Source organism: Streptococcus sp. V913, from assembly GCF_054353455.1.
Genome location: NZ_JBTHHX010000002.1, coordinates 175,868 through 196,603, shown reverse-complemented (window position 1 = coordinate 196,603; position 20,736 = coordinate 175,868). Strand labels below are relative to the sequence as shown.

General features: G+C 41.5%; 18 protein-coding genes. All 18 read right to left on the bottom strand.

Features of this window, described 5'->3' with window-relative positions; all coding sequences use genetic code 11:
- Window positions 1-101: 101 nt before the first annotated feature.
- The 18 genes from nadE to ACXYSL_RS04830 all read right to left on the bottom strand — a co-directional run bounded on the left by nadE (window position 102) and on the right by ACXYSL_RS04830 (window position 20,683).
- On the bottom strand, window positions 102-926 hold the full coding sequence (nadE, locus tag ACXYSL_RS04915; RefSeq protein WP_458624123.1) for an ammonia-dependent NAD(+) synthetase: 825 nt from the start codon (window positions 924-926) through the stop codon (window positions 102-104).
- Complete coding sequence (locus ACXYSL_RS04910) at window positions 923-2,383, bottom strand: nicotinate phosphoribosyltransferase (protein ID WP_458624122.1); 1,461 nt, start codon at window positions 2,381-2,383, stop codon at window positions 923-925. The genes nadE and ACXYSL_RS04910 overlap by 4 nt, the downstream gene beginning before the upstream one ends.
- 116 nt (window positions 2,384-2,499) lie before the next feature.
- The gene (locus ACXYSL_RS04905) at window positions 2,500-2,988 is read right to left on the bottom strand and encodes a DUF6773 family protein (RefSeq protein WP_458624121.1); all 489 of its coding nucleotides are present in this window, start codon (window positions 2,986-2,988) and stop codon (window positions 2,500-2,502) included.
- Window positions 2,978-3,187, bottom strand: a complete 210-nt coding sequence (locus ACXYSL_RS04900) for a helix-turn-helix transcriptional regulator (protein ID WP_038805946.1) — start codon at window positions 3,185-3,187, stop codon at window positions 2,978-2,980. The genes ACXYSL_RS04905 and ACXYSL_RS04900 overlap by 11 nt, the downstream gene beginning before the upstream one ends.
- Before the next feature lie 147 nt (window positions 3,188-3,334).
- The gene (locus tag ACXYSL_RS04895) at window positions 3,335-3,931 is read right to left on the bottom strand and encodes an HAD family hydrolase (protein WP_084911339.1); all 597 of its coding nucleotides are present in this window, start codon (window positions 3,929-3,931) and stop codon (window positions 3,335-3,337) included.
- Between the two features lie 59 nt (window positions 3,932-3,990).
- A complete protein-coding gene (locus ACXYSL_RS04890) occupies window positions 3,991-4,401 on the bottom strand; it encodes a GNAT family N-acetyltransferase (RefSeq protein WP_458624120.1) in 411 nt (136 codons plus the stop codon).
- 100 nt (window positions 4,402-4,501) lie between these two features.
- Window positions 4,502-5,866: an amino acid permease gene (locus ACXYSL_RS04885; RefSeq protein ID WP_458624119.1), complete on the bottom strand. Its 1,365-nt coding sequence runs from the start codon at window positions 5,864-5,866 to the stop codon at window positions 4,502-4,504.
- Between the two features lie 76 nt (window positions 5,867-5,942).
- A complete protein-coding gene (greA, locus tag ACXYSL_RS04880; RefSeq protein WP_458624118.1) occupies window positions 5,943-6,425 on the bottom strand; it encodes a transcription elongation factor GreA in 483 nt (160 codons plus the stop codon).
- 62 nt (window positions 6,426-6,487) lie between these two features.
- Complete coding sequence (gene mltG, locus ACXYSL_RS04875) at window positions 6,488-8,239, bottom strand: endolytic transglycosylase MltG (RefSeq protein WP_458624117.1); 1,752 nt, start codon at window positions 8,237-8,239, stop codon at window positions 6,488-6,490.
- 90 nt (window positions 8,240-8,329) lie between these two features.
- Window positions 8,330-8,818 (bottom strand): GNAT family N-acetyltransferase, encoded by a 489-nt coding sequence (locus ACXYSL_RS04870; RefSeq protein WP_195216754.1) that lies wholly within the window; start codon window positions 8,816-8,818, stop codon window positions 8,330-8,332.
- Window positions 8,815-9,282: a GNAT family N-acetyltransferase gene (locus tag ACXYSL_RS04865; RefSeq protein WP_458624116.1), complete on the bottom strand. Its 468-nt coding sequence runs from the start codon at window positions 9,280-9,282 to the stop codon at window positions 8,815-8,817. The genes ACXYSL_RS04870 and ACXYSL_RS04865 overlap by 4 nt, the downstream gene beginning before the upstream one ends.
- A 9-nt stretch (window positions 9,283-9,291) precedes the next feature.
- Window positions 9,292-10,626 (bottom strand): UDP-N-acetylmuramate--L-alanine ligase, encoded by a 1,335-nt coding sequence (gene murC, locus ACXYSL_RS04860; protein WP_000048097.1) that lies wholly within the window; start codon window positions 10,624-10,626, stop codon window positions 9,292-9,294.
- Window positions 10,627-10,637: 11 nt separating this feature from the next.
- On the bottom strand, window positions 10,638-11,249 hold the full coding sequence (locus ACXYSL_RS04855; protein ID WP_458624115.1) for a cystathionine gamma-synthase: 612 nt from the start codon (window positions 11,247-11,249) through the stop codon (window positions 10,638-10,640).
- 47 nt (window positions 11,250-11,296) lie between these two features.
- A complete protein-coding gene (locus ACXYSL_RS04850; RefSeq protein WP_458624114.1) occupies window positions 11,297-14,392 on the bottom strand; it encodes a DEAD/DEAH box helicase in 3,096 nt (1,031 codons plus the stop codon).
- Window positions 14,393-14,484: 92 nt separating this feature from the next.
- A complete protein-coding gene (locus ACXYSL_RS04845; protein WP_458624113.1) occupies window positions 14,485-15,651 on the bottom strand; it encodes a MalY/PatB family protein in 1,167 nt (388 codons plus the stop codon).
- Between the two features lie 7 nt (window positions 15,652-15,658).
- Window positions 15,659-16,753: a cystathionine gamma-synthase gene (locus ACXYSL_RS04840; protein WP_458624112.1), complete on the bottom strand. Its 1,095-nt coding sequence runs from the start codon at window positions 16,751-16,753 to the stop codon at window positions 15,659-15,661.
- A 145-nt stretch (window positions 16,754-16,898) separates the two neighbouring features.
- A complete protein-coding gene (locus ACXYSL_RS04835) occupies window positions 16,899-18,857 on the bottom strand; it encodes a peptide ABC transporter substrate-binding protein (RefSeq protein WP_000748547.1) in 1,959 nt (652 codons plus the stop codon).
- A 203-nt stretch (window positions 18,858-19,060) separates the two neighbouring features.
- Window positions 19,061-20,683: a putative polysaccharide biosynthesis protein gene (locus ACXYSL_RS04830; RefSeq protein WP_458624111.1), complete on the bottom strand. Its 1,623-nt coding sequence runs from the start codon at window positions 20,681-20,683 to the stop codon at window positions 19,061-19,063.
- Window positions 20,684-20,736 lie beyond the last annotated feature (53 nt).

The window sequence follows — 20,736 nt, the reverse complement described above, 5'->3', positions numbered from 1 at the left end:
TTCGCTTTCTCATTTCTAGGCTCAGGGTAAAAACCTCCACTGGAGGTTATTCTTGCTTCCTAGTTTCTAGGCAAGAAGCTAAAAAGGTCCACAGGATCTTTTTACTCCCAAAAGTCATCAAATACGGTGATTGGTAGGTGGCGTTTGTGTTGGCCTTTGTGCCACCAGTTTTCAATAGTCGCTTGGGCTTCTGGGCTGATTGTTTTGCCTTCTAGGTAATCATCAATTTCATTGTAAGTGACTCCAAGTGCGACTTCGTCTGCAATACCTGGTTTTTCTTCTTCCAAATCTGCTGTTGGGATTTTTTCATAAAGGGCTGGGTCTGCACCAAGCTCTTTCAAGAGTTGCTTTCCTTGACGTTTATTGAGGCGGTAAAGAGGGAGAATGTCTGCACCACCGTCACCAAACTTGGTAAAAAAGCCTGTGATATTTTCCGCAGCATGGTCTGTACCAATGACCGCTCCGCTATGGGCACCCGCAAGGGCATATTGGGCAATCATACGACTACGAGCTTTAATATTGCCCTTGTTAAAGTCTGAAACAGGACTTCCTGTCGCTTCGACTGCAGCTGTCATAGCATCAGCTGATTCCTTGATATTTACAACTAGACTGACATCTGGTTGGATGAAAGCGAGGGCTTTTTGAGCATCCGCTTCATCAGCTTGCACGCCATAGGGCAGGCGGACAGCGATAAATTGGTAGCTGTCATCTCCTGTCTCTGCTCGCATTTCTTCCATAGCTAATTGCGCCAAGCGCCCTGCTAAGGTTGAGTCCTGACCTCCAGAAATCCCTAGTACAAAAGTTTTAAGGAAGGGGTGTTTTTTCAAGTATCTTTTTAAGAAGTCAATGGAACGACGGATTTCTTCCTGAGCGTCAATCACTGGCTTGACACCCAGTTGCTGGATAATGGTCTCTTGCAAACTCATTCTTCTTCTCCTTCACCAAGGGCTTCTTTGCGCATCTTATCAATCAAATCCATCTTGTCTTGCCAAATATCACGCGCCAAGTCTACTGGATAGTGCTGTGGATTCAATACGCGCTTGTATTCATCCCATAGCTTGTCGAATTCTTTGCGAGCATAGGACTGAATCTCAGTCAAATTAGGCAAATCGTAAACCAATTTTCCTTCTTTAAAGATATCCACTAAGAGAGGAACGGCATCAAAATTTCGAACAGTCTTTTTGATGTAGGTATAAGTCGGATGGAACATCTTGATTTCAGTCATGCCGCTCACATCAACACCATCATAGGTGATGTAGTCACCTTCTGACTTGCCTTTTTCACGACTGGTAATGCGCCACACCTGTTTCTTACCTGGCGTTGACACTTTTTCAGCATTATTAGACAGTTTGATGGTATTGCGCATACGACCATTCTCATCTTCGATAGCTACAATCTTATAAACTGCCCCAAGAGCTGGCTGATCATAGGCTGTAATCAGCTTGGTTCCCACACCCCAGACATCAATCTTGGCCTTTTGCATCTTGAGGTTGAGAATAGTATTTTCATCCAAATCATTAGAAGCATAGATCTTGGCCTCTGTAAAGCCAGCCTCGTCCAGTTGCTGACGGACTTTCTTGGAAATGTAGGCAATGTCCCCAGAGTCGATCCGCACACCCATAAAGTTAATCTGATCACCCAGCTCACGCGCCACCTGAATGGCAGCTGGCACACCGATTCGCAACGTGTCATAAGTATCTACTAGAAAGACACAGTCACGATGGGTCGCCGCATAAGCCTTGAACGCTTCATAGTCGTTTCCATAAACTTGTACCAAGGCATGGGCATGAGTCCCCAAGACAGGAATACCAAAGAGTTTACCCGCACGCACGTTACTGGTTCCATTGGCACCACCAATCACCGCTGCGCGTGTCCCCCAGATAGCTGCATCCATTTCTTGCGCACGACGTGTCCCGAACTCCATCAAGGGTTCATCTTCAATGACCGAACGAATACGTGCTGCCTTGGTCGCTATCAAGGTTTGAAAGTTAACGATGTTTAAGAGAGCCGTTTCTACCAATTGACATTGGGCCAGAGGACCTTCCACCTGTACAATCGGTTCATTAGCAAAGACCAAGTCCCCTTCTTGGGCAGAACGAACCGTCAACTCCAACTTGAAGTTGCGAAGGTAATCTAAGAACGCCCCATGATAACCAAGCGACTCCAAGTAGTCAATATCGCTATCTGAAAAGCGCAAGTCTTTAAGATAATGTACAATTCTTTCCAAACCAGCAAAAACTGCATAACCGTTGTTAAACGGTTGCTGGCGGAAGTAAACCTCAAAGACCGCCTTCTTATTGTGAATCCCTTGGTCAAAGTAAACTTGCATCATATTGATCTGGTACAAGTCCGTGTGCAATGTCAAACTATCATCTGGATACATCTGTTTTCCTTCTTCCTACTTTACAAAGGTATGAACGTATTCTACCACTTTCACACCATCCGATAAATCAGTACTATTATAACACATTTTACCGAGATTGATAAAAAGCTAACAAGCTATTCTCCATTCTCCAGTTCATCCATATCTTGCTCAAACTTTTTTTGACCCCATTCGCCATAACTTTTAAGGCCGAGATTGCCGATAAAAACCCAAGGAAGGTAAATCAGATAAGTAAGCACCCAAGCAGATAAGTATTTAACGTTCAGAGGATTGTGCTGATAAATTTCTATGTTGAATTGATAATTCTGCAACATCAAGAGAGTCGTAATAGCGAGAGTTACCAGCAAACACCCTACAATCGTAAAATGAAAACGACTATAGTAGTTCACACCCAAATCTCTAGCACGGCCGAAAAAGTAAGAAGTTCCAATAATGATAATGATGAGAATCATTCTCGGATTAAAAAGACTTGGTGCTAATACTGTAATCATATAAGATAAAAGCAAGAAAGCTGTAGAGATATAGAAACTTTCAGCTCCCGCTTTATTCATCAGTTGTTCTTCTCTTTCGTCTAGTAATTGATAATAAAAAAATCTATTCTTCATCTTCTTCCTCCCAAAATAATTGATCTAAAGTTTTGCCTAAGCATCTGCAAATGGACTGGCAGAGGGAGAGACTAGGATTGTATTTCCCAGCTTCAATCAAGCCTATAGTCTGCCTAGTAACACCTACAGCTTCTGCCAAATCCCCTTGTGTTAAATCACGCTCTACCCGAGCTAATTTTAATTTTAAATTTTTAGCCACTAGCGTCCTCCTTCACATTTTTAAAAAGTTGCGCTTCTTTTAAAAACATTATACCATATATCTAACTTAATGCAATATATAAATGTCATTTTGTAAGATTTTATTAACAAAAAAACTCTCTACTACAAAAAATAGAGAGCGTTACCTTTAAATATAGGATTTCAAAATATCAACGACATCACTTCTTTTCTTGACCTGATGGGCCTTGATGCCCAAGTTCTGAGCTACGTTTGTATTGTCCTCAATATCGTCTAGAAAGACACAATTTGTAGGATCTAGCTGGTATTTATCGAGAATCTCCTTAAACATTACCAAATCAGGCTTTATAGCTTTTATATCACAGGATAAGACAAAGCCATCTAAAAGTTCTTTTAAGGGAGATAGTTGCTCTTCCAGCAAGTCATAAAATACCTTTGAGGTATTGGACAAGACAAAGATGCGATGCCCCTTTTTCTTTAGTTCTGACAAGACAGGAAAGACTTCCGTATAAATGTCAATGTAGCTAGGCCAGTTCCAGATAACTTCTTCGACCTTCTTTTGATAGGTCCTGCCAATCATTGACACAACTTTAAGCACCAACTCTTCTCTCGTCATGGTTCCAAGATCTAATCTTTCCCAAAGCCCCGACTGAAAAATGGCCTTATCTAAAATCAAATATTCTTCCTTCGTATCCGAAACACCTTGCAAAATCTTATCTTTGTTCCATTCTAATAAAACGTTGCCCATATCTAGTATGATATCCATTAGCCCACCTCCATAGTGATGTGAAGATTTCCTCTTTGATTTATACTTTCATATTTAGCTTACAAATCCTTTTGGTAATAATATCTTTGCCCTGTGTAGGGATAGTCTTGCAAGGTAAAGACTTCCTTGTAGCCATGCCTTTTATAAAAATCTGGTGCTTGAAACTGGTAAGTATTGACGAAAGCAAAACGACAGTTTCGATTCTTGGCTTCATTTTCTGCGTGTTGCAATAGTTTTGAACCGATTCCCTGTTCTCGCAATTCCTCTTTCACAAACAAATACTCGATTTCCAACCAATTTCCGAAAGTCTCTGCTACTAAGCCTGCCAAGAGATTACCCTTTTCGTCTTCGACATAAAGATTCAGTGGCTCGCTTTCAGCCTCTTCTCTTTTGGAACGATTATAAGAACGAATCAGATTTCCTATTTCTTGCGCTTTATGCGATTCCTTATTTTCCAATCTAAAGTGCATCCAAACCTCCTTCGAACTGTTACAGCTTGATTATAATCTTATTTCAATAGACTGTCAAACTAGAAAAAAACTCATCAAGCAGAGTTGATGAGTTCATGAGTTATTTTCTAAATTTCCACTGGCTATAAATTCCGAAACCGATAATCCAGATAGCTGAACCAATTGCTCCCATAAAAGTAGATTCTTGTAAAAAGAGGGTTACAAAGACAAAGATAAAGAAGAGCATGGTTAAAGGATTTAGAAAACGGTAATGGGGCATGAGGTAGCCATCCGCCATGAAGTCTTGTGACTTGCGGTATTTGAGATGAGCCACCATGATCAAGATATAAATCGCGATGTAAACACCTGATGAAGACGCCGTAATCAAAGCAAAGGCATCGGAAACACCTGGCAAAACATTGATAAAGGCAGCCAGAGCAATCAAGATTGCTGAAGCAATAATAGCATTTTGTGGAACATTATGGCGAGAGAGAGTATCTGCCTTGATCGCTTTTAGGAAGCGATTGGGTGAATCATGAGCAATCTGGTAGAGGTGTCGCCCTGTTGAATAGAGGGTTGAATTAAGAGCAGATGCTGCCGACGTCAAAACAACGAAGTTAATCAGAGCTGCCGCCCACTTGATACCTGCCAGCTCAAAAACCGTTACAAATGGTGAATCTGAAGAAGCAAGTTCTCTCCAGGGAATAATAGACATAATGGCTAATAGAGCACCGCCATAGAAGAAGACAATTCGGAGAGGAATTTCTTTCACTGCTTTGGGCAAAACCTGACGAGGATTCTTCGTTTCAGAGGTTGTCACTCCGATAAATTCAATCATCAGATAGGCAAAAAATACCATTTGAAAGGCCATGACAAAGTTCATGACTCCATTTGGGAAAAGAGAGAATTGATTGCTGATATTTGCCAGACTTGCAGCACCATATGGTGTTTCAAATCCTGTCAAGACCATAAAGACCCCTGTTGCAATCATAGCTAAAATAGCCACAATCTTAACCATAGCAAACCAAAACTCGACTTCTCCAAAGAGCTTAACCGCAATCAGATTGACCAAGGCCAAAATCGTTAAAAAAACAATCTGAATCAACCAACTAGGCCAAGAAGGATACCAAAACTGAACATAATGCGAAATCGCAGTGATTTCTGCCATACCGATAAAGACAACAGACAACCAATAAGACCAAACCGAGAAATACCCCCAGCCTTTCCCCAAATGACGGGTGATAAAGTTGATAAAAGTATGCTGTTCTGGATCCTGATATAGCATCTCCCCAACAGCCCTCATCATCAAAAACATAAAGGCTCCTGTAATCATGTAAATCAGGATGATAGAAGGTCCAGTAAGGCTGATAGAACGACCAGCACCTAGGAAAAGTCCTGTTCCGATTGTCCCCGCAATGGCCATCACCTGAACATGGCGATTGGTTAAACCACGCTCCATTTTATTTTTTTTCTTATTTGAACTCATATAGTCTCCTATTTATTCAAAAAATCAAAAAGGAGTTGAGCAAGTCAAGACCTCCACTACTCCGTTTTCATTCTATTTAGGCTGTTTTTTCAACCTTTAAAATTTTGACATCGTAACTACCAACAGGTGTCTCAATCGTAACAATATCGCCTGTTTTTTTGCCGATCAAAGCTTGTCCAATCGGACTTTCATTTGATACCTTCCCAGCAAAAGCATCCGCACCTGCCGAACCGACGATGATGTAGACCTCTTCTTCGTCTTCACCGATTTCTTGAATGGTTACGGTCTTACCGATAGCTACCTCATCTTGGGCAACTGCATCGCTATTAACAATTTCAGCATAGCGAATTTTTGTTTCTAGACTTGAAATTTGTCCTTCAACAAAAGCTTGTTCATCCTTAGCTGCTTCGTACTCACTATTTTCTGAAAGATCCCCGTACGAACGAGCAATTTTGATACGCTCTACTACTTCAGGACGACGAACGAGTTTCAATTCTTCTAATTCTTTTTCTAACTTTTTCTTTTCTTCAAGGGTCATTGGGTAAGTTTTTTCTGCCATTTTTTCAACTTTCTTTTCTATTACTTTTTTTAAAACAAAATTATGTGGAAAACCACATAATTTTAGTTTGAACTACTTGATTGTGTTAATTTACTATTGATATGTTCTGCAACGTTTTGGTCATGCTCTTCTTTTGTCGTTGCAAAGTATACTTTACCATCTTCAACATTAGCTACAAAGTACAAGTACTCACTCTTTGTCTGATTTACACTTGCTTCAATCGCATCGAGGCTTGGACTATCAACTGGTCCGGGCATGAGGCCAAGATGTGTATAAACATTATAAGGTGAATCAATCGTAGTATCAATTGCAGTATCATCAGCCAAGCTAATCTTTTGGCCAAGTTTTCCTTCAGCATACAAGATAGCAATATTGCTTTGAAGTGGCATACCAAGATTCAAGCGGTTATAGAAGACTCCCGCAATCAATTTACGATCTTCGGTCTTAGCACCTTCTTTTTCGACAAGAGAAGCAATACTGAGCAATTCATTAACTGTCAGATTCTTTTCTTTGATCGTAGTGTAATACGGTGACATGGCCTTGTCCATAGCTGCTAACATATCATCAATCAAGCTTTCAACCGTAGTGCTGTCTTTGATAGTGTAGGTTGCTGGGAAAAGGTAACCTTCAAGGCGATAACGAACGCCACTGTCTTTTGTTGGAAGACTTCCAAGAAGGTTTGGATACTTGGCTACTAGTTGGGAGATGAAGGTTTCATCTTGAGCTTTTGCCAGGAAAGCATCCGCTGTAAGAGGTTCTTTAAAATCACCTTGGAGTTGACCTACTGTCTGAGCAATTTGCTCTAAAGTATAACCTTCCGGAATAGTTAAGTTCGCAAGCACTGGTTCTTGAGGTTCAGGAGTTCCACCTTTTTGCAATTCTTGAATTAAGTCATCCGTACTCATGCTCTTCTTCAAATTGTAATAACCTGACTTCAAGTCTGAACCCTTATACTTAGCATAAATACTAAAGATAAGTCCATGTTTGACCAAACCAGATTTTTCCAAAGTGCTCCCAATTTGTTGCACATTTGATCCTTCTGGAATTTGAACTGTCATATACTCCTTAGAGCTCGCATCAACAGGTTTCAAAGAGTCTTGAACATAACCGTATCCAAAGTATCCACCAGCAGCCACAAGCACCAAAAGAACTAAAAAGGTTACTAGGAAACCTTTGGCTTTTGATTTTTTCTTTTTCTTGGTTGGTTTTTTACCTTTACGGCGACGGTTACGACGTGGTTCCTCCGTTAATCTGTCTGAGGATTCACTCGAAACTAGCACTTCAGCTTTATTCTCAGAAGAAGGAACTGATGTATTGGCCTCTTCTGTCTTATAAGTCACATCTATCTTGGTCGGAGTATCGTTAAATTCTTTTTCTTCAGGTTCAAGTTCAACTGGTTCCACCTTAGGTTGAACGGACTCCACTACAGGTTCTTCAGCTGGATGAATCGGTTCTACTAGAGGTTCTTCAGATTCTACAACTTCAATCTTGTCAATGACAGGCTGTCTAATCTCTTTCTCTTCTTTTTCATCCGTTTTATCAGCTTCAGCACTCGAAAGTGGAGGAACACTCGGCGCATTCTTTAGAATTTTATCGACAACAGATAGGGAATCAGCCATCAACTCTTCTGTTGAAGTATCCGATTCAGGATTTGCAGGAGTTACTGAACTAGCTTGAGATGATGAAGCTGTCAGATTTGGAATGTCTACTTCTTTCTCTCTTCTATCTTGTTCTTTTACTCTCTCTAAATCACGTAGAATCTGCTCTTTAAAGCTTAATTTTTCTTCTTCTCTTGATTTTTCAGTCAAAAGCATTACCTCCTTGTTGACAATCCATAATATTATATCTTAAAAGTTACAGAAAAGCAACAAAACATCCCTTTCTATAGCTATGATTCTCATTTTTTAAGGTTGCCAAACCATATCATACCAACTTTCACCCGCAAAGCTTGACTGGGATACCCCTTCATTCACAAATCCATTTTTTTCATAATAAGGGATGAGATAGTCATGACAGGTCAAATTGATACCTTCTCGTTCATGTTCTAAAGCGACTTCTTTCAGAGCCCTTAACAATCTTTTCCCCACGCCCAAGGCTTGTGCCTCCTTAGCTATGGAGAGACAGGTCACAGAGATATAGCCTCCAGGTCGATGGCTATAGTCTTTTATCTCTTCTGTAAAGGACTGATCTTGTAGATGACGATGTGGGACGACTGGACCTTCGATATACCCAAGTATACGTCCCTCCTTTTCAGCTACGAGAAAACTGGTCTGAATTTCACGTAAGTGCGCCTCAAAGACCAAACGAGGAATCGCTTCTTCAAGGGAGAAATTCTCCAGCTCTATCTCTAAAATTTGATCTAAATCCGAAAATCTTGCGTGTCTGATTTTCATACTTCCTCCTGATAAAAAGGATTGGCCCAAATCAGATTCCATCCCGAAAATCTTGCGTACGAAGCCTCTAGCAATTCTCCCGCAACAAAGCCATTCATCTCAAAATAAGAGAGCAAGTCATCAGGACAAGTCAAGCGAAGATACTCATACCCTCCTTCTACCGCCACTTGTTTCAAGCTAGCAAGAAGAAGGGTCCCCAAGCCTTGCCCGCGATGGTCAGGATGAATAGCAAATGATTTTATTTCTATCCATGTGGGATGAAGAGACTGAGACTCTCCTAAAACATAGCCTACGAGCTGGTTTTCATATCTAGCTACAAGAAGGGTATCCGCAATCTTACGGATACTCTCTTCTAAAAACTCGTAGTTCACTATTTCTTCTGAGGATAAACAAGATTCTTCAATTGCTACAATTTCTTCTAAATCCGATAAAGTAGCCCGTCCTATGGTGATTGGAATTTCCATTCTTTTTTCTTATTGGACGTTACTTGTCAAATTAGACAAAAGACGTTCAAATGAGTACTCATAGGTTTGGATATCTCCTGCTCCCATAAAAACATAAACTGCATTATCATGCTCAAGGAGTGGTGATACATTTTCAACTGTGATGACTTGGCTTTTCTTCTTAATTTTATCTGCTAGGTCTTCTACCTTGACGTCACCATGGTCCACCTCACGGGCTGATCCATAGATTTTCGCCAAGTAAACAGCATCTGCCTGGCTCAAAGCTTTAGCAAAATCGTCCAATAGGGCAATGGTTCTAGTAAAAGTGTGTGGTTGGAAGATTGCAACAATTTCCTTGCTTGGGTATTTCTGACGAGCCGCATCTAAGGTCGCAATGATTTCCGTTGGATGGTGGGCGAAATCATCAATAATAATGGTGCCATTGACAACCTTTTCAGTGAAACGACGCTTGACACCAGCAAATGTTTTCAAGTGTTCACGTACCAAGTTCAAGTCAAACCCTGCTGTATAAAGTAAACCAATAACGGCTGTCGCGTTCATAATATTGTGACGACCAAAGGTTGGAATGTGGAATTGACCCAACTCTTGTCCGCGGAAATGAACTGTGAAGGTCGAACCAGTCGTAGAACGTAGAAGGTCGCTGGCTACAAAGTCATTTCCCTCAGCATCAAAGCCATAGTAATAGATTGGAGCATTGGCTGTAATCTTACGCAACTCAGCATCCTCACCGTAGACGAATAAACCTTTGGTAATTTGTTTAGCATAGTCATTAAAGGCATTGAAAACATCCTCTAGACTAGTAAAGTAGTCTGGATGGTCAAAGTCAATATTGGTGATAATAGAGTATTCTGGGTGGTAAGGCATGAAATGACGCTCATATTCGTCAGATTCAAAAACAAAATACTTAGCATTTTCAGAACCTCGACCCGTTCCATCCCCAATCAAGAAGCTAGTGTCTGTGATGTGAGACAAAACGTGAGACAGCATCCCAGTCGTTGATGTCTTTCCATGCGCTCCTGCAACCCCCATGCTGACAAAGTCACGCATAAAGCTGCCTAGAAATTCATGGTAACGTTTGTAGCTGATACCATTTTTGTCGGCATAGGCGATTTCAACATTGTTATCTGGACGAAAGGCATTTCCAGCAATAATTTCAAGATCCCCTTGCAGGTTCTTTTCATCAAAAGGAAGAATCGTAATCCCTGCCTGCTCTAGTCCACGTTGAGTAAAGTAGTATTTTTCAACGTCTGAACCTTGAACCTTGTGTCCCATTTGGTGCAACATCAAGGCTAAGGCACTCATCCCTGATCCCTTGATTCCAATAAAATGATATGTTTTTGACATGCTTTTCTCCCTTACTCAGTAATTCTTGTCAGATTCAACTCTTGAGCAACCTGACGTTCCTGTTCCGTTTGCTTATTCTTTTTATTATATATTTGACTCTTCTTTAGAAAATCATAGTTGTTCTTTTTAGCCTTTCCTGTTTGGGCTTTCGGAGTTGGAGTTACTACCTGGCCAGCTTCCTCGGCTAGAATATAGTGGAACTGGCTCAAGTTTTTACTAAACTTGGCAAACTCACCTGGATTTTCCTTTTGAAATGGTGCTGTTGGTTGGTTTCCTTGACGAACAAGTGTTGAACCATTGTGTCGTCTAGTATGACTAACATCCTGAGTCAAATACTTGGCCGAACGTTTCTTCTTCAAGTCCGCACGAGCCTCTTCTCTAGCCAATTCAGCATACGTTTTTTCAATTTTTTTAGGTTCTGGGCCTGGTTTTGACTCCTTGCTAGCTACCGAAGGAGTTACAGCCTGTTCCTCATTGATAGGAGACCATTCCAAATAGTTTTTATCGCGGTAATCACCCTTGATATTGCTAATAAAGTCTGACTCATCGTACAAGTCCATGACTGGCATTTTGGTCAGCATGATCTCATCATCTGACACCAATGGAAATCGATCTTGTTTCATTTTGTATTTCCTTTCAACACTTCATTATAGCGTATTGTCTTGATTTTTCAAGTGCTGGCTTCAGAAATCCCTAAAATTTCTCGAATTTCTGCCAGACTAAGACTCGCACGCGATTCCGTCCCATCTAAAACTTGGGAAACTAGGTGTCTCTTCTGTTCTTGGAGTTCTTGAATCTTTTCTTCAATGGTTCCTCTAGTAATCAAACGATAAACTTCTACCTTCCGCTCCTGTCCCATTCGATGAGCTCGTCCGATAGCCTGAGCCTCGACAGCAGGATTCCACCAGAGGTCCACTAGGATGACGGTGTCAGCTCCTGTCAGATTGAGACCGACACCACCTGCCTTAAGGGAGATGAGAAAGATATCCCTTTCCCCTTGATTAAATATTTTGGTCATCTCTTGTCGGTCTTGAGCAGGAGTTGAGCCCGTAATTTTGAAGGAAGTCAAGCCCAAATTTGGGAGCTCTTGCTCGATTTTTTCCAACATTCCTTTAAATTGAGAGAAAATCAAGACCCGATGCCCACCATCTGCCACTTGTAGCAATAAATCTCGGAGACTATCCAATTTACCACTGGCTCCTTGGTAATTGTCCATAAAAAGAGCTGGCGTATCGCAGATCTGGCGCAAACGCATGAGACCAGATAAGATTTCTACCCGACTTCTCTGGAATTCTTGATCTGTCACTTGTGCTAGGCGGTCTCGCATCTGTTGCAACTGGGCGAGATAGATGGTCTTCTGCTGGTCTTCCAGTTCATTTTTATAGACGACTTCGATCAGGTCAGGCAGTTCTGTAAGGACTTCTTCTTTCTTACGCCTCATGACGAAGGGCTTGATAAACTGCGCGACTCGGTCAGCCGGTAATTTCATAAACTCCTTCTTGTTAGGTAAGAGCCCCGGAAGCACAATTTGAAAGATAGACCACAACTCTCCTAAATGGTTTTCGATGGGCGTACCTGACAAGGCAAAGACTGCCGGCACCACAAACTGGCGCAAACTCTGAGCAATCTTAGTCTGAGCATTTTTCATGACCTGGGCTTCATCTAAAAAGAGGAAATCAAAAGCCATCTCTTGATAAAGCTCGCTGTCTTGACGAAAGGTGGCATAGCTAGTCACATAGATTTGGTGATTTTCAGAAAGAATTGCTTCTCGATTCGCTTTCAAACCATGAACGACAGCCAAATCCAACTGTGGGGCAAATTTTCTGAATTCATCTGCCCAATTGTAGATCAAACCTGACGGCGCTAAAATCAAGACCCGACTATGTTCTGTCACCTGACTAGTCAAAAAAGCGATAGTTTGCAGTGTTTTTCCCAGTCCCATATCATCTGCCAGAATGCCACCAAAACCATAGTGATGAAGCATCTGGAGCCAACGAACACCCTTTTCCTGATAGTCTCTCAAACTCGCCTGCACCCGTATATCTCCCAAAGGAAAATCCTCTGGATGGGTCAAATCATGAGCTAAATGCTGAAATTCCTCCGAAAAGGAGATCCTATCTCGACCTTCAAAAAGCTGAGAAAGGCTATAAGCCAGAGATTTTCGAGCTTGAAAAGAACCATCTTTTAGCTCAACCCCCAGTTCCTGCAAATTTTGACGAATCTGCTTGGTTTCCTCATCAAAAAAGTACACTTGGTCAGAAGAACCGATATAGAAATCCTGATTGCTGGTCAGGGCTTTAAGAGCTTGATCAATCTCTTCTTGGGCAATCCCTTGGAAATCAAACTGAATCTCCAACAGTCCTCCCTTGGACTCAATCTGAACCTGAGGAGCTTGGACGCTGTAGAGCTGATTCATCTCATCAGACAAGAAAACCTGACCCAATTTCTCAAAAGCTGGAATCGTATGGTGAAAGAAAGAATAAACTGACTCTGGCTTCAAAGCCTGTCTCCAAGACTGAAAATCAGCCTCAAAACCAGACCCTAAACAGACTTGAAATAGCTGATTTTCCAAGACGGCATCGCTTGAAAATGGTAATTGTTCCAGCTGTTGACGACTAGTCACCTTAACATCTCCATAGTCAAACTGGATATCCAAACGGATGCGACCGTCATCCTCCCTATCAAAGTAAAAGATTGGTGAAAAGGATCGTATTTGTAAGCGCTCAGGAGCAGAAACTGTGCCCAGCTGTCCAAACAAAGGCAGACAGGCAGCCAGACGGTCACGATCACTGTTGTCAAACTGGAGGCATTTTCTCCCTCTTTCCTCCTGAGGGAGCTCCTTTATTTCCTTTAGGAGGCTGATTTGTTTAGGGTTTAAGAGATAAAGATTCCCCTTACGAAAGAGAACCGCTCCCCCATAGAATACGTTAACTCGCTCACTTTCAGAAATCTCCATCTCAAAATAATCGGGATACTCCTGCACAGAAAAAGTGAAAAGTCCCGCATCTGGATCTAAATCATGAAAGAGAAGATTTTCATAACTAATAATCTGGTGTTCGAAATGAAAATCTTCCAAGTTCATCAGCAACTCCACTCCCTGCTCAAAAAAGGTCAGAGGAAAAAAGAGGTGACGACCTTGATTGGGGAAAAAGAGATTTTGACTCAGTCCCTCCTCAATCAAGCCACATAAGAAAGTAAGAACTTCTTGACTAGCTGTATCAAAAGCCTCCCAAGACAAGTCATTTTCATAGTATTTCCCAATCATATATGGTTTTCGGTGGACTAAGACCTTCAAAAAGAGTGGGATATCACGAATGACATAATATTTTTGACTATCAACTAAACCGATTCGGAGAGTCCAAAGGAGGCGATTGGTTCCAGCTTCCACCTGCCCTTGAGCCGACAAAGTGTAGATTTTCTCTCTCTTCTGAGGTTGAATACGCTCCAAAAAACTACCACCAAAACTAACCTTGGTTTCGACCTCTTCTTGCTCTTCATGTTCTTTTTCTAAGGCTTGTAAAATCACCTGGCCTTCCTCATCATTCTTCAGATAATGCTCGAGCGCTGCGAGGTGAACACAGTAACCTCTTTTTTGGAAAAAATCGCAAGCACAAAAAACAAGATCATCCTCTAAACTGTAGCGCAAGTCTTCTCCCGCCACACGAGTATAGAGGCGATTCCCTTTTTCCTTGATAATCTCAATGTTGCTCGTTTCATAGAGTGTAACACCCTCCATACGCAACTTTCCTGGAATCAATTTAGCCATAGTTACCCCTTTATCTTATCTTTTCATTATACCACATTTTCCCCTATGAAAATAGCCTTCTAGGAAGACTTTTCTCCTAGAAGGCTGGATTTTTAAAGTGTAGCAAAAGTGGTCACGATGCGTTGGCAAACCTCTTCCAGTACTGATTTCGGCATGGCTACATTGAGGCGGGCATGAAGATTTCCTTCCTCTCCATAATCCAAACCACGGTTGAGGATAACCTTAGCTTCATTTCTCAAAAGCTCTTGCAAGCGGTCATCCGTTAGGTCATAGGCTGAAAAATCAAGCCAGATCAAGTAGGTACCTTGTGGTTTCATGACCTTAATCTTGGTTTCGTTGCCCAAAACATCCACTACATAGTTAATGTGGTCCTCGATGACTTCTTTCAGTTCTTCTAGCCAATCCTTTCCATATCGATAGGCAGCTTCTGTCGCCAAATAACCCAAGCCTGAAATTTCATGATGATTATTGGCCAACTGGCGTTTCTGAAAAGCCACTCGAAGTTTAGGATTTTCAATGACTGCATAGGAATTTTTCGTCCCAGCAATATTAAAAGTCTTGGTAGCACTGCTCAAAACAAGAGCAAAGTTTTTGAAGTCTGGATTTACGGTATTAAAAGACTGGTGTTTGTGACCAAAGAGGGCCAAATCTTGGTGAATCTCATCTGAAACAAGCAAGACACCGTGTTTTTGGCAGAGATGGCCAATCTTTTCTAACACTTCCTTTTCCCAAACACGTCCACCAGGATTGTGAGGATTGCAAAGGATATAAAGCTTCACATCCTCTTCCACCATATCCTTCTCCAACTGGTCAAAGTCAATCTCAAACAGACCATTCTTTTCCACCAAAGAATTGGTAATCAATCGGCGATTGTTCAGTTTGACACTGCGGGCAAACGGTGGATAGACCGGTGTGTTAATCAGAACAGCTTCTCCTTCTTTTGTAAAGGCTTGAATGGCTGTTGAAATAGCTGGTACCACTCCCTCGATAAAGACGAGAGCATCTTTGTCAAAGTGATAACCGTGTTGGCTGGCTTCCCATTCTTGAACCGACTCAATCAAAGCGTCGCTTGCATAAGTATAGCCATAGACCAACTGATCTGCGTAGGCTTGTACAGCTTGTCGAACTTCAGGAAAAACTACAAAGTCCATATCCGCTATCCAGGCTGGTAGAACTTCTCGATCAGCTTCCGCTTCTTTCCATTTATAGGTATGGTGCCCAATACGATTGGGCAGGCTTGTGAAATCATATTTTCCCATATCTGTCTTATCCTTCCAAAGCTTGGTGCAAGTCCGCAATCAAATCTCTAGCATCTTCAATCCCAATTGACAAGCGCAGGAGGTCATCTGTTAAGCCATAGGAATGGCGCACTTCTGCTGGAATATCCGCATGAGTCTGAGTTGTCGGATAGGTAATCAGACTCTCTACCCCACCCAAACTTTCTGCAAATGAGAAGACCTTTAAGCTATTTAAAATATGAGGAATACGTTTTTCATCCACTACTTTAAAGGAAATCATACCCCCACGTCCAGTATAGAGCACTTCTTTGACAGCAGGTGAATCCTTCAAAAAGTCAACCACTTCTTGGGCATTGGCTGTAGAACGTTCCATACGAAGAGGTAGAGTTTTAAGACCACGAATCAACTGATAACTATCAAATGGTGACAAGACCGCACCTGTCGTATTGAGATTATAGAACAGTTGCTCATATAGTTCTAAACTATTAGTCACAACCACCCCAGCCAAGACATCATTGTGCCCTGCTAAATACTTGGTAGCTGAATGAAGAACGATATCCGCACCATCTTCAATCGGACGTTGGTAAATCGGGCTGTAGAAGGTATTGTCCACCACAACCTTGGCGCCCTTGGCATGAGCTAGTTTTGCTAGTTTTGCAATATCAAATTCCAACATCAAGGGATTGGTTGGCGTTTCGATATAGAGAACATCCACATCCTTTTCTAACTCAGCAATCAACTCTTCTTCTGTATTGGCATAGGTAAAATGGAACCGTCCTTCCTGCTCGACTTGGTTGAACCAACGGAAAGAACCCCCATAAAGATCGCGCACAGCCAAGACTTTACTTCCTACTGGAAAAACACTAAAAGCCAGTACAATCGCAGCCATTCCCGAACTCGTCGCTAGGGCATAGTCTGCTGACTCAATAGCCGCCAAGACTTTCTCCGCCTTACTGCGAGTTGGGTTTTTAGTACGGGTATAGTCAAATCCCGTAGACTGACCGAACTCCGGATGCTGATAAGTGGTTGAAAAATGAAGCGGCGTCACCAAGGCACCTGTTGCCTTATCTGACTTGATTCCCGCCTGGGCTAAAATTGTATTGATGTGTAGTTCTTTGCTCATACAGTACCTCCAAATCTATAGTAACTATTGTACCACTTATTTTCACTAACTCATTTTCTTCTTTTCAAGAGCTAGTTATAGTTTCAAACTATACAAAAACGATAGTTTCTTGAGAAACTATCGTTTTTCCTGTTGAATAGACTGGTTATTTAACGTGTTTTGCCAGTTCTTCTTGGGCTTTTTTATTTGATTCTTCTTTTTCTTTCAACCATTTTTCTTTAGCTTTTTCATACTCATCAGTCGTTACAGTCTTATCTTGCAACTTGAGGTACTTGTATGATTCGACACCCTTATTTCCAGCTTGTGAGAATGGCGCTGAGAATGGAACTGTCTTTCTCAAGCTAGGTGTTCCACCTTGGGAAACGTTTGGAATTGCAAGGGCGCTATCAACGAGCCAAGCTTGAATTTCAGCATATTTTTCATAACGTTTTGCTGGATCTTGCTCCTTGTTCGCTTCTTCCAACATTTGAGTGTAAGTATCCAGACCAACTGCCTTAGCCTTGTCATTAACCTCACCTGGTTCTAAACCAAGGTTTTGCAACATACCACCGTTATTGACATTTAAGATATCAAGATAGCTTGATGGATCCAAGTAGTCAGCACTCCAACCGCCATTATAGATATCAAAGTCTTTTTGAGCTGCAGTTTGAGCGAGGTAGCTAGAATTATCGTAGTCATCTGTTGATAATTGTTGGATATCGATAACCACATTCTCAGCTCCGAGAACAGATTCGATGGATTGTTTCAAAGAGCTCGTTTCAAGTACACCTTTTTTAGCTGATTGGTCTACAGATACATCCAAGTGGATTGGGAATTGTACACCCTTAGCTTCCAATTCTTTCTTAGCTTCTGCAAATTTAGCTTTAGCCTTGTCAGGATTGTAGTATGGGTCTTGCGCGTCTGCAAAGTTGATTCCTTGCCATTCTTGGCCATAGTTGACCATCTTTTCTGAAACAACATCACCAAAGTCTTTTCCGTTGATACTTACAAATGTTGGAGGTACAACCAGGTTACGAATAATCTTTGTTGCTCCTTCTTCCCCTTGAGATTGTGCTCCATAGGCTGTACGGTTATAAGCATAGTTGAAGGCTTGACGGAAGTTTTTATTCAGAACTGCTTCTTGGGTTGATTTCTTTTCGATATCTGAGGATTTAGACGTGAAGTTATAAGATTTTCTGTCCAAGTTGAAGTTCAAGTAATAAGAAGTTGCGTTTTGCATACTATAGATGATGTTATCCTTATTCTTCTCTTTAATTCCTTCAAAGCTTGAGCTATTTGGGTAGAGACGCGCGTAGCTGTATACTCCTTCTACGAAGTTACGAGCTAGGGCATCTTGGTCACTACCATCATAGTAAGTCAATTTCACATCATCCACAAAGACATTTTTAGCATCCCAGTAATTTGGATTTTTCTTGTATTCGATAACAGATTTTGAAACAAACGATTTCATCAAGAAAGGTCCACTGTACAAAATACTAGAAGGATCTACCTTACCAAAATCATCCCCTTTTGATTTCAGGAAGTCTGCATTGACAGGGAAGAGAATGGTTGAAGTTGTTTTAGAGTTCCAATAAGGTTCTGGACGTGTCAAAGTGTACTGAACTGTTTGGTCGTCAATCGCCTTAACACCGACAGTTGAAAAGTCAGTTGTTTTCCCGTTGATATAGTCATCCAAACCTGCTACAGAGTCTTGAACCAGGTACAAGGCTTCGGATTTTTTATCAGCAGCATATTTCAACCCAGTGACAAAATCTTGCGCCGTTACAGGGGCGTATTCTTCACCCTCATAGGTATACCATTTTGCATCCTTACGCAATTTGTAAGTATAGGTCAAACCGTCCTGAGAAACAGTCCAATCCTCTGCCAACGATGGAACATAGTTACCGTATTGGTCATTTTCCATCAATCCATCTACCAAATTAGTAACGATGTCGTTGGTTGTTGCACGGTTTTCTGCAAGATAGTTCAAACTAGATGGATCGCTCGAATAAACATAGTTATATGTTTTAGAAGAACTACTTGAGTTTCCACATGCGCTCAGTAAGATACCTGCGCTTAACACGACACTTGCAAGTGTCAGATACTTGGCCTTAGACTTTTTCATTTCCAGAACCTCCTGTTTTAAAGATTTGTCTTATTATACAGCTTTGGTTTTATTTAGTCAAGCGATTTCTGAAGAAAAACTTAAAAAACATATTTTTCTACTCTTAATTTTAGAAAAAGTTCTCCTTTTTTAAGAAAAATATACTATAAAAACCTTTCTATTATAGAAAGGTTAATTCATTGCTTTTATTTATAAATATTTTTTTACGATATTTTCAATCGTGTACGTAATCGGTCCGCTTGGGCTTTGCCTATTATCTTGTCCAAGAGTCGTGTCCGTAGGCTCATCAAACCATAGAGACCTCCTCCAAGCCCTCCGATGAGAGCTACGTAAAGGAAACTCCAGAAACGTCCACTTGGTTGGAAGACAAAACCGAGTAGCCACTGCAAGAAGCCAACTAGGATGAACATGACAAGGGTTAAGATGGTAATCAAGATAGTCCGCTTCAAGATTATCTTTCGATGAGCACCCGTTACCTGGCAGATGTCTCGGTACATCAAGACATTCGGAATAATCAAGCCGATAGTCGTTGAGATCAAGGGACCGTAGCTGTGAAAAATGGCAATGGTTGGCAATTGCAAGACGATCTTAGCAATAGAACCATAGACAAAGTAAAGCACTGCCTTTCGGTTTCGGAACATGGCCTGAAGCATAGGAGACAAGACCATATACAAGCCTAGGATAGTAGACTGTAAAACTGCAAAGACAAATAAGCCCATGGCCAAACTATCTGGCTTACCGTAAAAGACTGTATAAAGAGGCTCCCCTACCATGACCACTCCAACCGTTGCCGGCAGTAGAAATAAGAAGAGCATGGTGAGGCTATCTTGGACTAGGCGAGCCGCCGCCTGCAAGTCGCCTTTTACATAGTTTTCCGTCAACAGCGGCAAGCCGACACTCCCAATCGAAACTCCCACAGAGATTAAAATCATGGTAATTTTATTAGGATTGGCAGAGAAATAAGAAAACATGACAACCAAGTCTTCATTGCTATAGTTGGTAAACCACTTCATACTATTGATAAAGGTCATTTGGTCTAAAATCTGGAAGAGCTGAATGGCTGATCCTGTCAGGATAAAGGGAATGGCTTCCTTGATGGTATCGACTAAGAGTCGCTTACTATTGATCTTATCCCGTGTTTCAAATACTCTTTTGAGCAAACCTTCTTGGGCAAGGAAGTAGATCAAAACTGCAAAACTTGCCACCATCCCCACAAAGGCCGCAAAGGTCGATTGAGTAACGGCTGATAAGTAATCACCAGAACCCATCTTCATAATGAAGAAGGTCGCCATCAACATCCAGATAACACGGATCACCTGCTCAGCGATTTGACTCATAGCATAGGGCTTAAGGTTGTTCATCCCTTGGAAGAAGCCTCGAATGACACTCATAGACGGGAAAATCAAGACCGCCCAAGCCAAACTCTGCATGATGGGAATCAGGTCTTTCCCCACACCTGACAAATCTGCTAGCCAAGGAGAAAAGAGATACAAGACTAAGGCAAAGACTAAGCCCAAGCCCGTCATAAAGCTTAGGAAACTCCGAATCAAGGCAAAGCTGTGCTCTTCTTCTCGCATGGTATTGTACTTAGCTACTTGTTTGGCGACCGCAACTGGGATACCCGCTGTCGAAATCAGCAAGAACCAAGCATATATATTATAGCCCATGGTAAAGAGTCCATTTGCCTTAGCAGCATAGCTCCCCATCCAGATATACCAGGGAATAATGTAGATAGCACCAAGGAGGCGACTAATAAAGTTACTAGCTGTTAGCCAAGCAGTCCCTCGCAACATCTGGGCTTGCTGGTGATTGTTTTCGTTAGACATAGCTTCCTCATTCAATTTTAATAACTAGGAAATTTTCCTCATCTTCCATTATA

What these genes read in the sequence shown, in the direction of transcription:
- ACXYSL_RS04895 (WP_084911339.1), bottom strand. Translation starts at nt 3,931, where the DNA reads ATGGATATCATACTAGATATGGGCAACGTTTTATTAGAATGGAACAAA.
- ACXYSL_RS04890 (WP_458624120.1), bottom strand. Translation starts at nt 4,401, where the DNA reads ATGCACTTTAGATTGGAAAATAAGGAATCGCATAAAGCGCAAGAAATA.
- ACXYSL_RS04855 (WP_458624115.1), bottom strand. Translation starts at nt 11,249, where the DNA reads ATGAAACAAGATCGATTTCCATTGGTGTCAGATGATGAGATCATGCTG.
- ACXYSL_RS04905 (WP_458624121.1), bottom strand. Translation starts at nt 2,988, where the DNA reads ATGAAGAATAGATTTTTTTATTATCAATTACTAGACGAAAGAGAAGAA.
- ACXYSL_RS04870 (WP_195216754.1), bottom strand. Translation starts at nt 8,818, where the DNA reads ATGAAAATCAGACACGCAAGATTTTCGGATTTAGATCAAATTTTAGAG.
- ACXYSL_RS04865 (WP_458624116.1), bottom strand. Translation starts at nt 9,282, where the DNA reads ATGGAAATTCCAATCACCATAGGACGGGCTACTTTATCGGATTTAGAA.
- ACXYSL_RS04830 (WP_458624111.1), bottom strand. Translation starts at nt 20,683, where the DNA reads ATGTCTAACGAAAACAATCACCAGCAAGCCCAGATGTTGCGAGGGACT.
- ACXYSL_RS04840 (WP_458624112.1), bottom strand. Translation starts at nt 16,753, where the DNA reads ATGAGCAAAGAACTACACATCAATACAATTTTAGCCCAGGCGGGAATC.
- ACXYSL_RS04910 (WP_458624122.1), bottom strand. Translation starts at nt 2,383, where the DNA reads ATGTATCCAGATGATAGTTTGACATTGCACACGGACTTGTACCAGATC.
- greA (WP_458624118.1), bottom strand. Translation starts at nt 6,425, where the DNA reads ATGGCAGAAAAAACTTACCCAATGACCCTTGAAGAAAAGAAAAAGTTA.
- ACXYSL_RS04845 (WP_458624113.1), bottom strand. Translation starts at nt 15,651, where the DNA reads ATGGGAAAATATGATTTCACAAGCCTGCCCAATCGTATTGGGCACCAT.
- ACXYSL_RS04835 (WP_000748547.1), bottom strand. Translation starts at nt 18,857, where the DNA reads ATGAAAAAGTCTAAGGCCAAGTATCTGACACTTGCAAGTGTCGTGTTA.
- ACXYSL_RS04885 (WP_458624119.1), bottom strand. Translation starts at nt 5,866, where the DNA reads ATGAGTTCAAATAAGAAAAAAAATAAAATGGAGCGTGGTTTAACCAAT.
- ACXYSL_RS04850 (WP_458624114.1), bottom strand. Translation starts at nt 14,392, where the DNA reads ATGGCTAAATTGATTCCAGGAAAGTTGCGTATGGAGGGTGTTACACTC.
- murC (WP_000048097.1), bottom strand. Translation starts at nt 10,626, where the DNA reads ATGTCAAAAACATATCATTTTATTGGAATCAAGGGATCAGGGATGAGT.
- mltG (WP_458624117.1), bottom strand. Translation starts at nt 8,239, where the DNA reads ATGCTTTTGACTGAAAAATCAAGAGAAGAAGAAAAATTAAGCTTTAAA.
- nadE (WP_458624123.1), bottom strand. Translation starts at nt 926, where the DNA reads ATGAGTTTGCAAGAGACCATTATCCAGCAACTGGGTGTCAAGCCAGTG.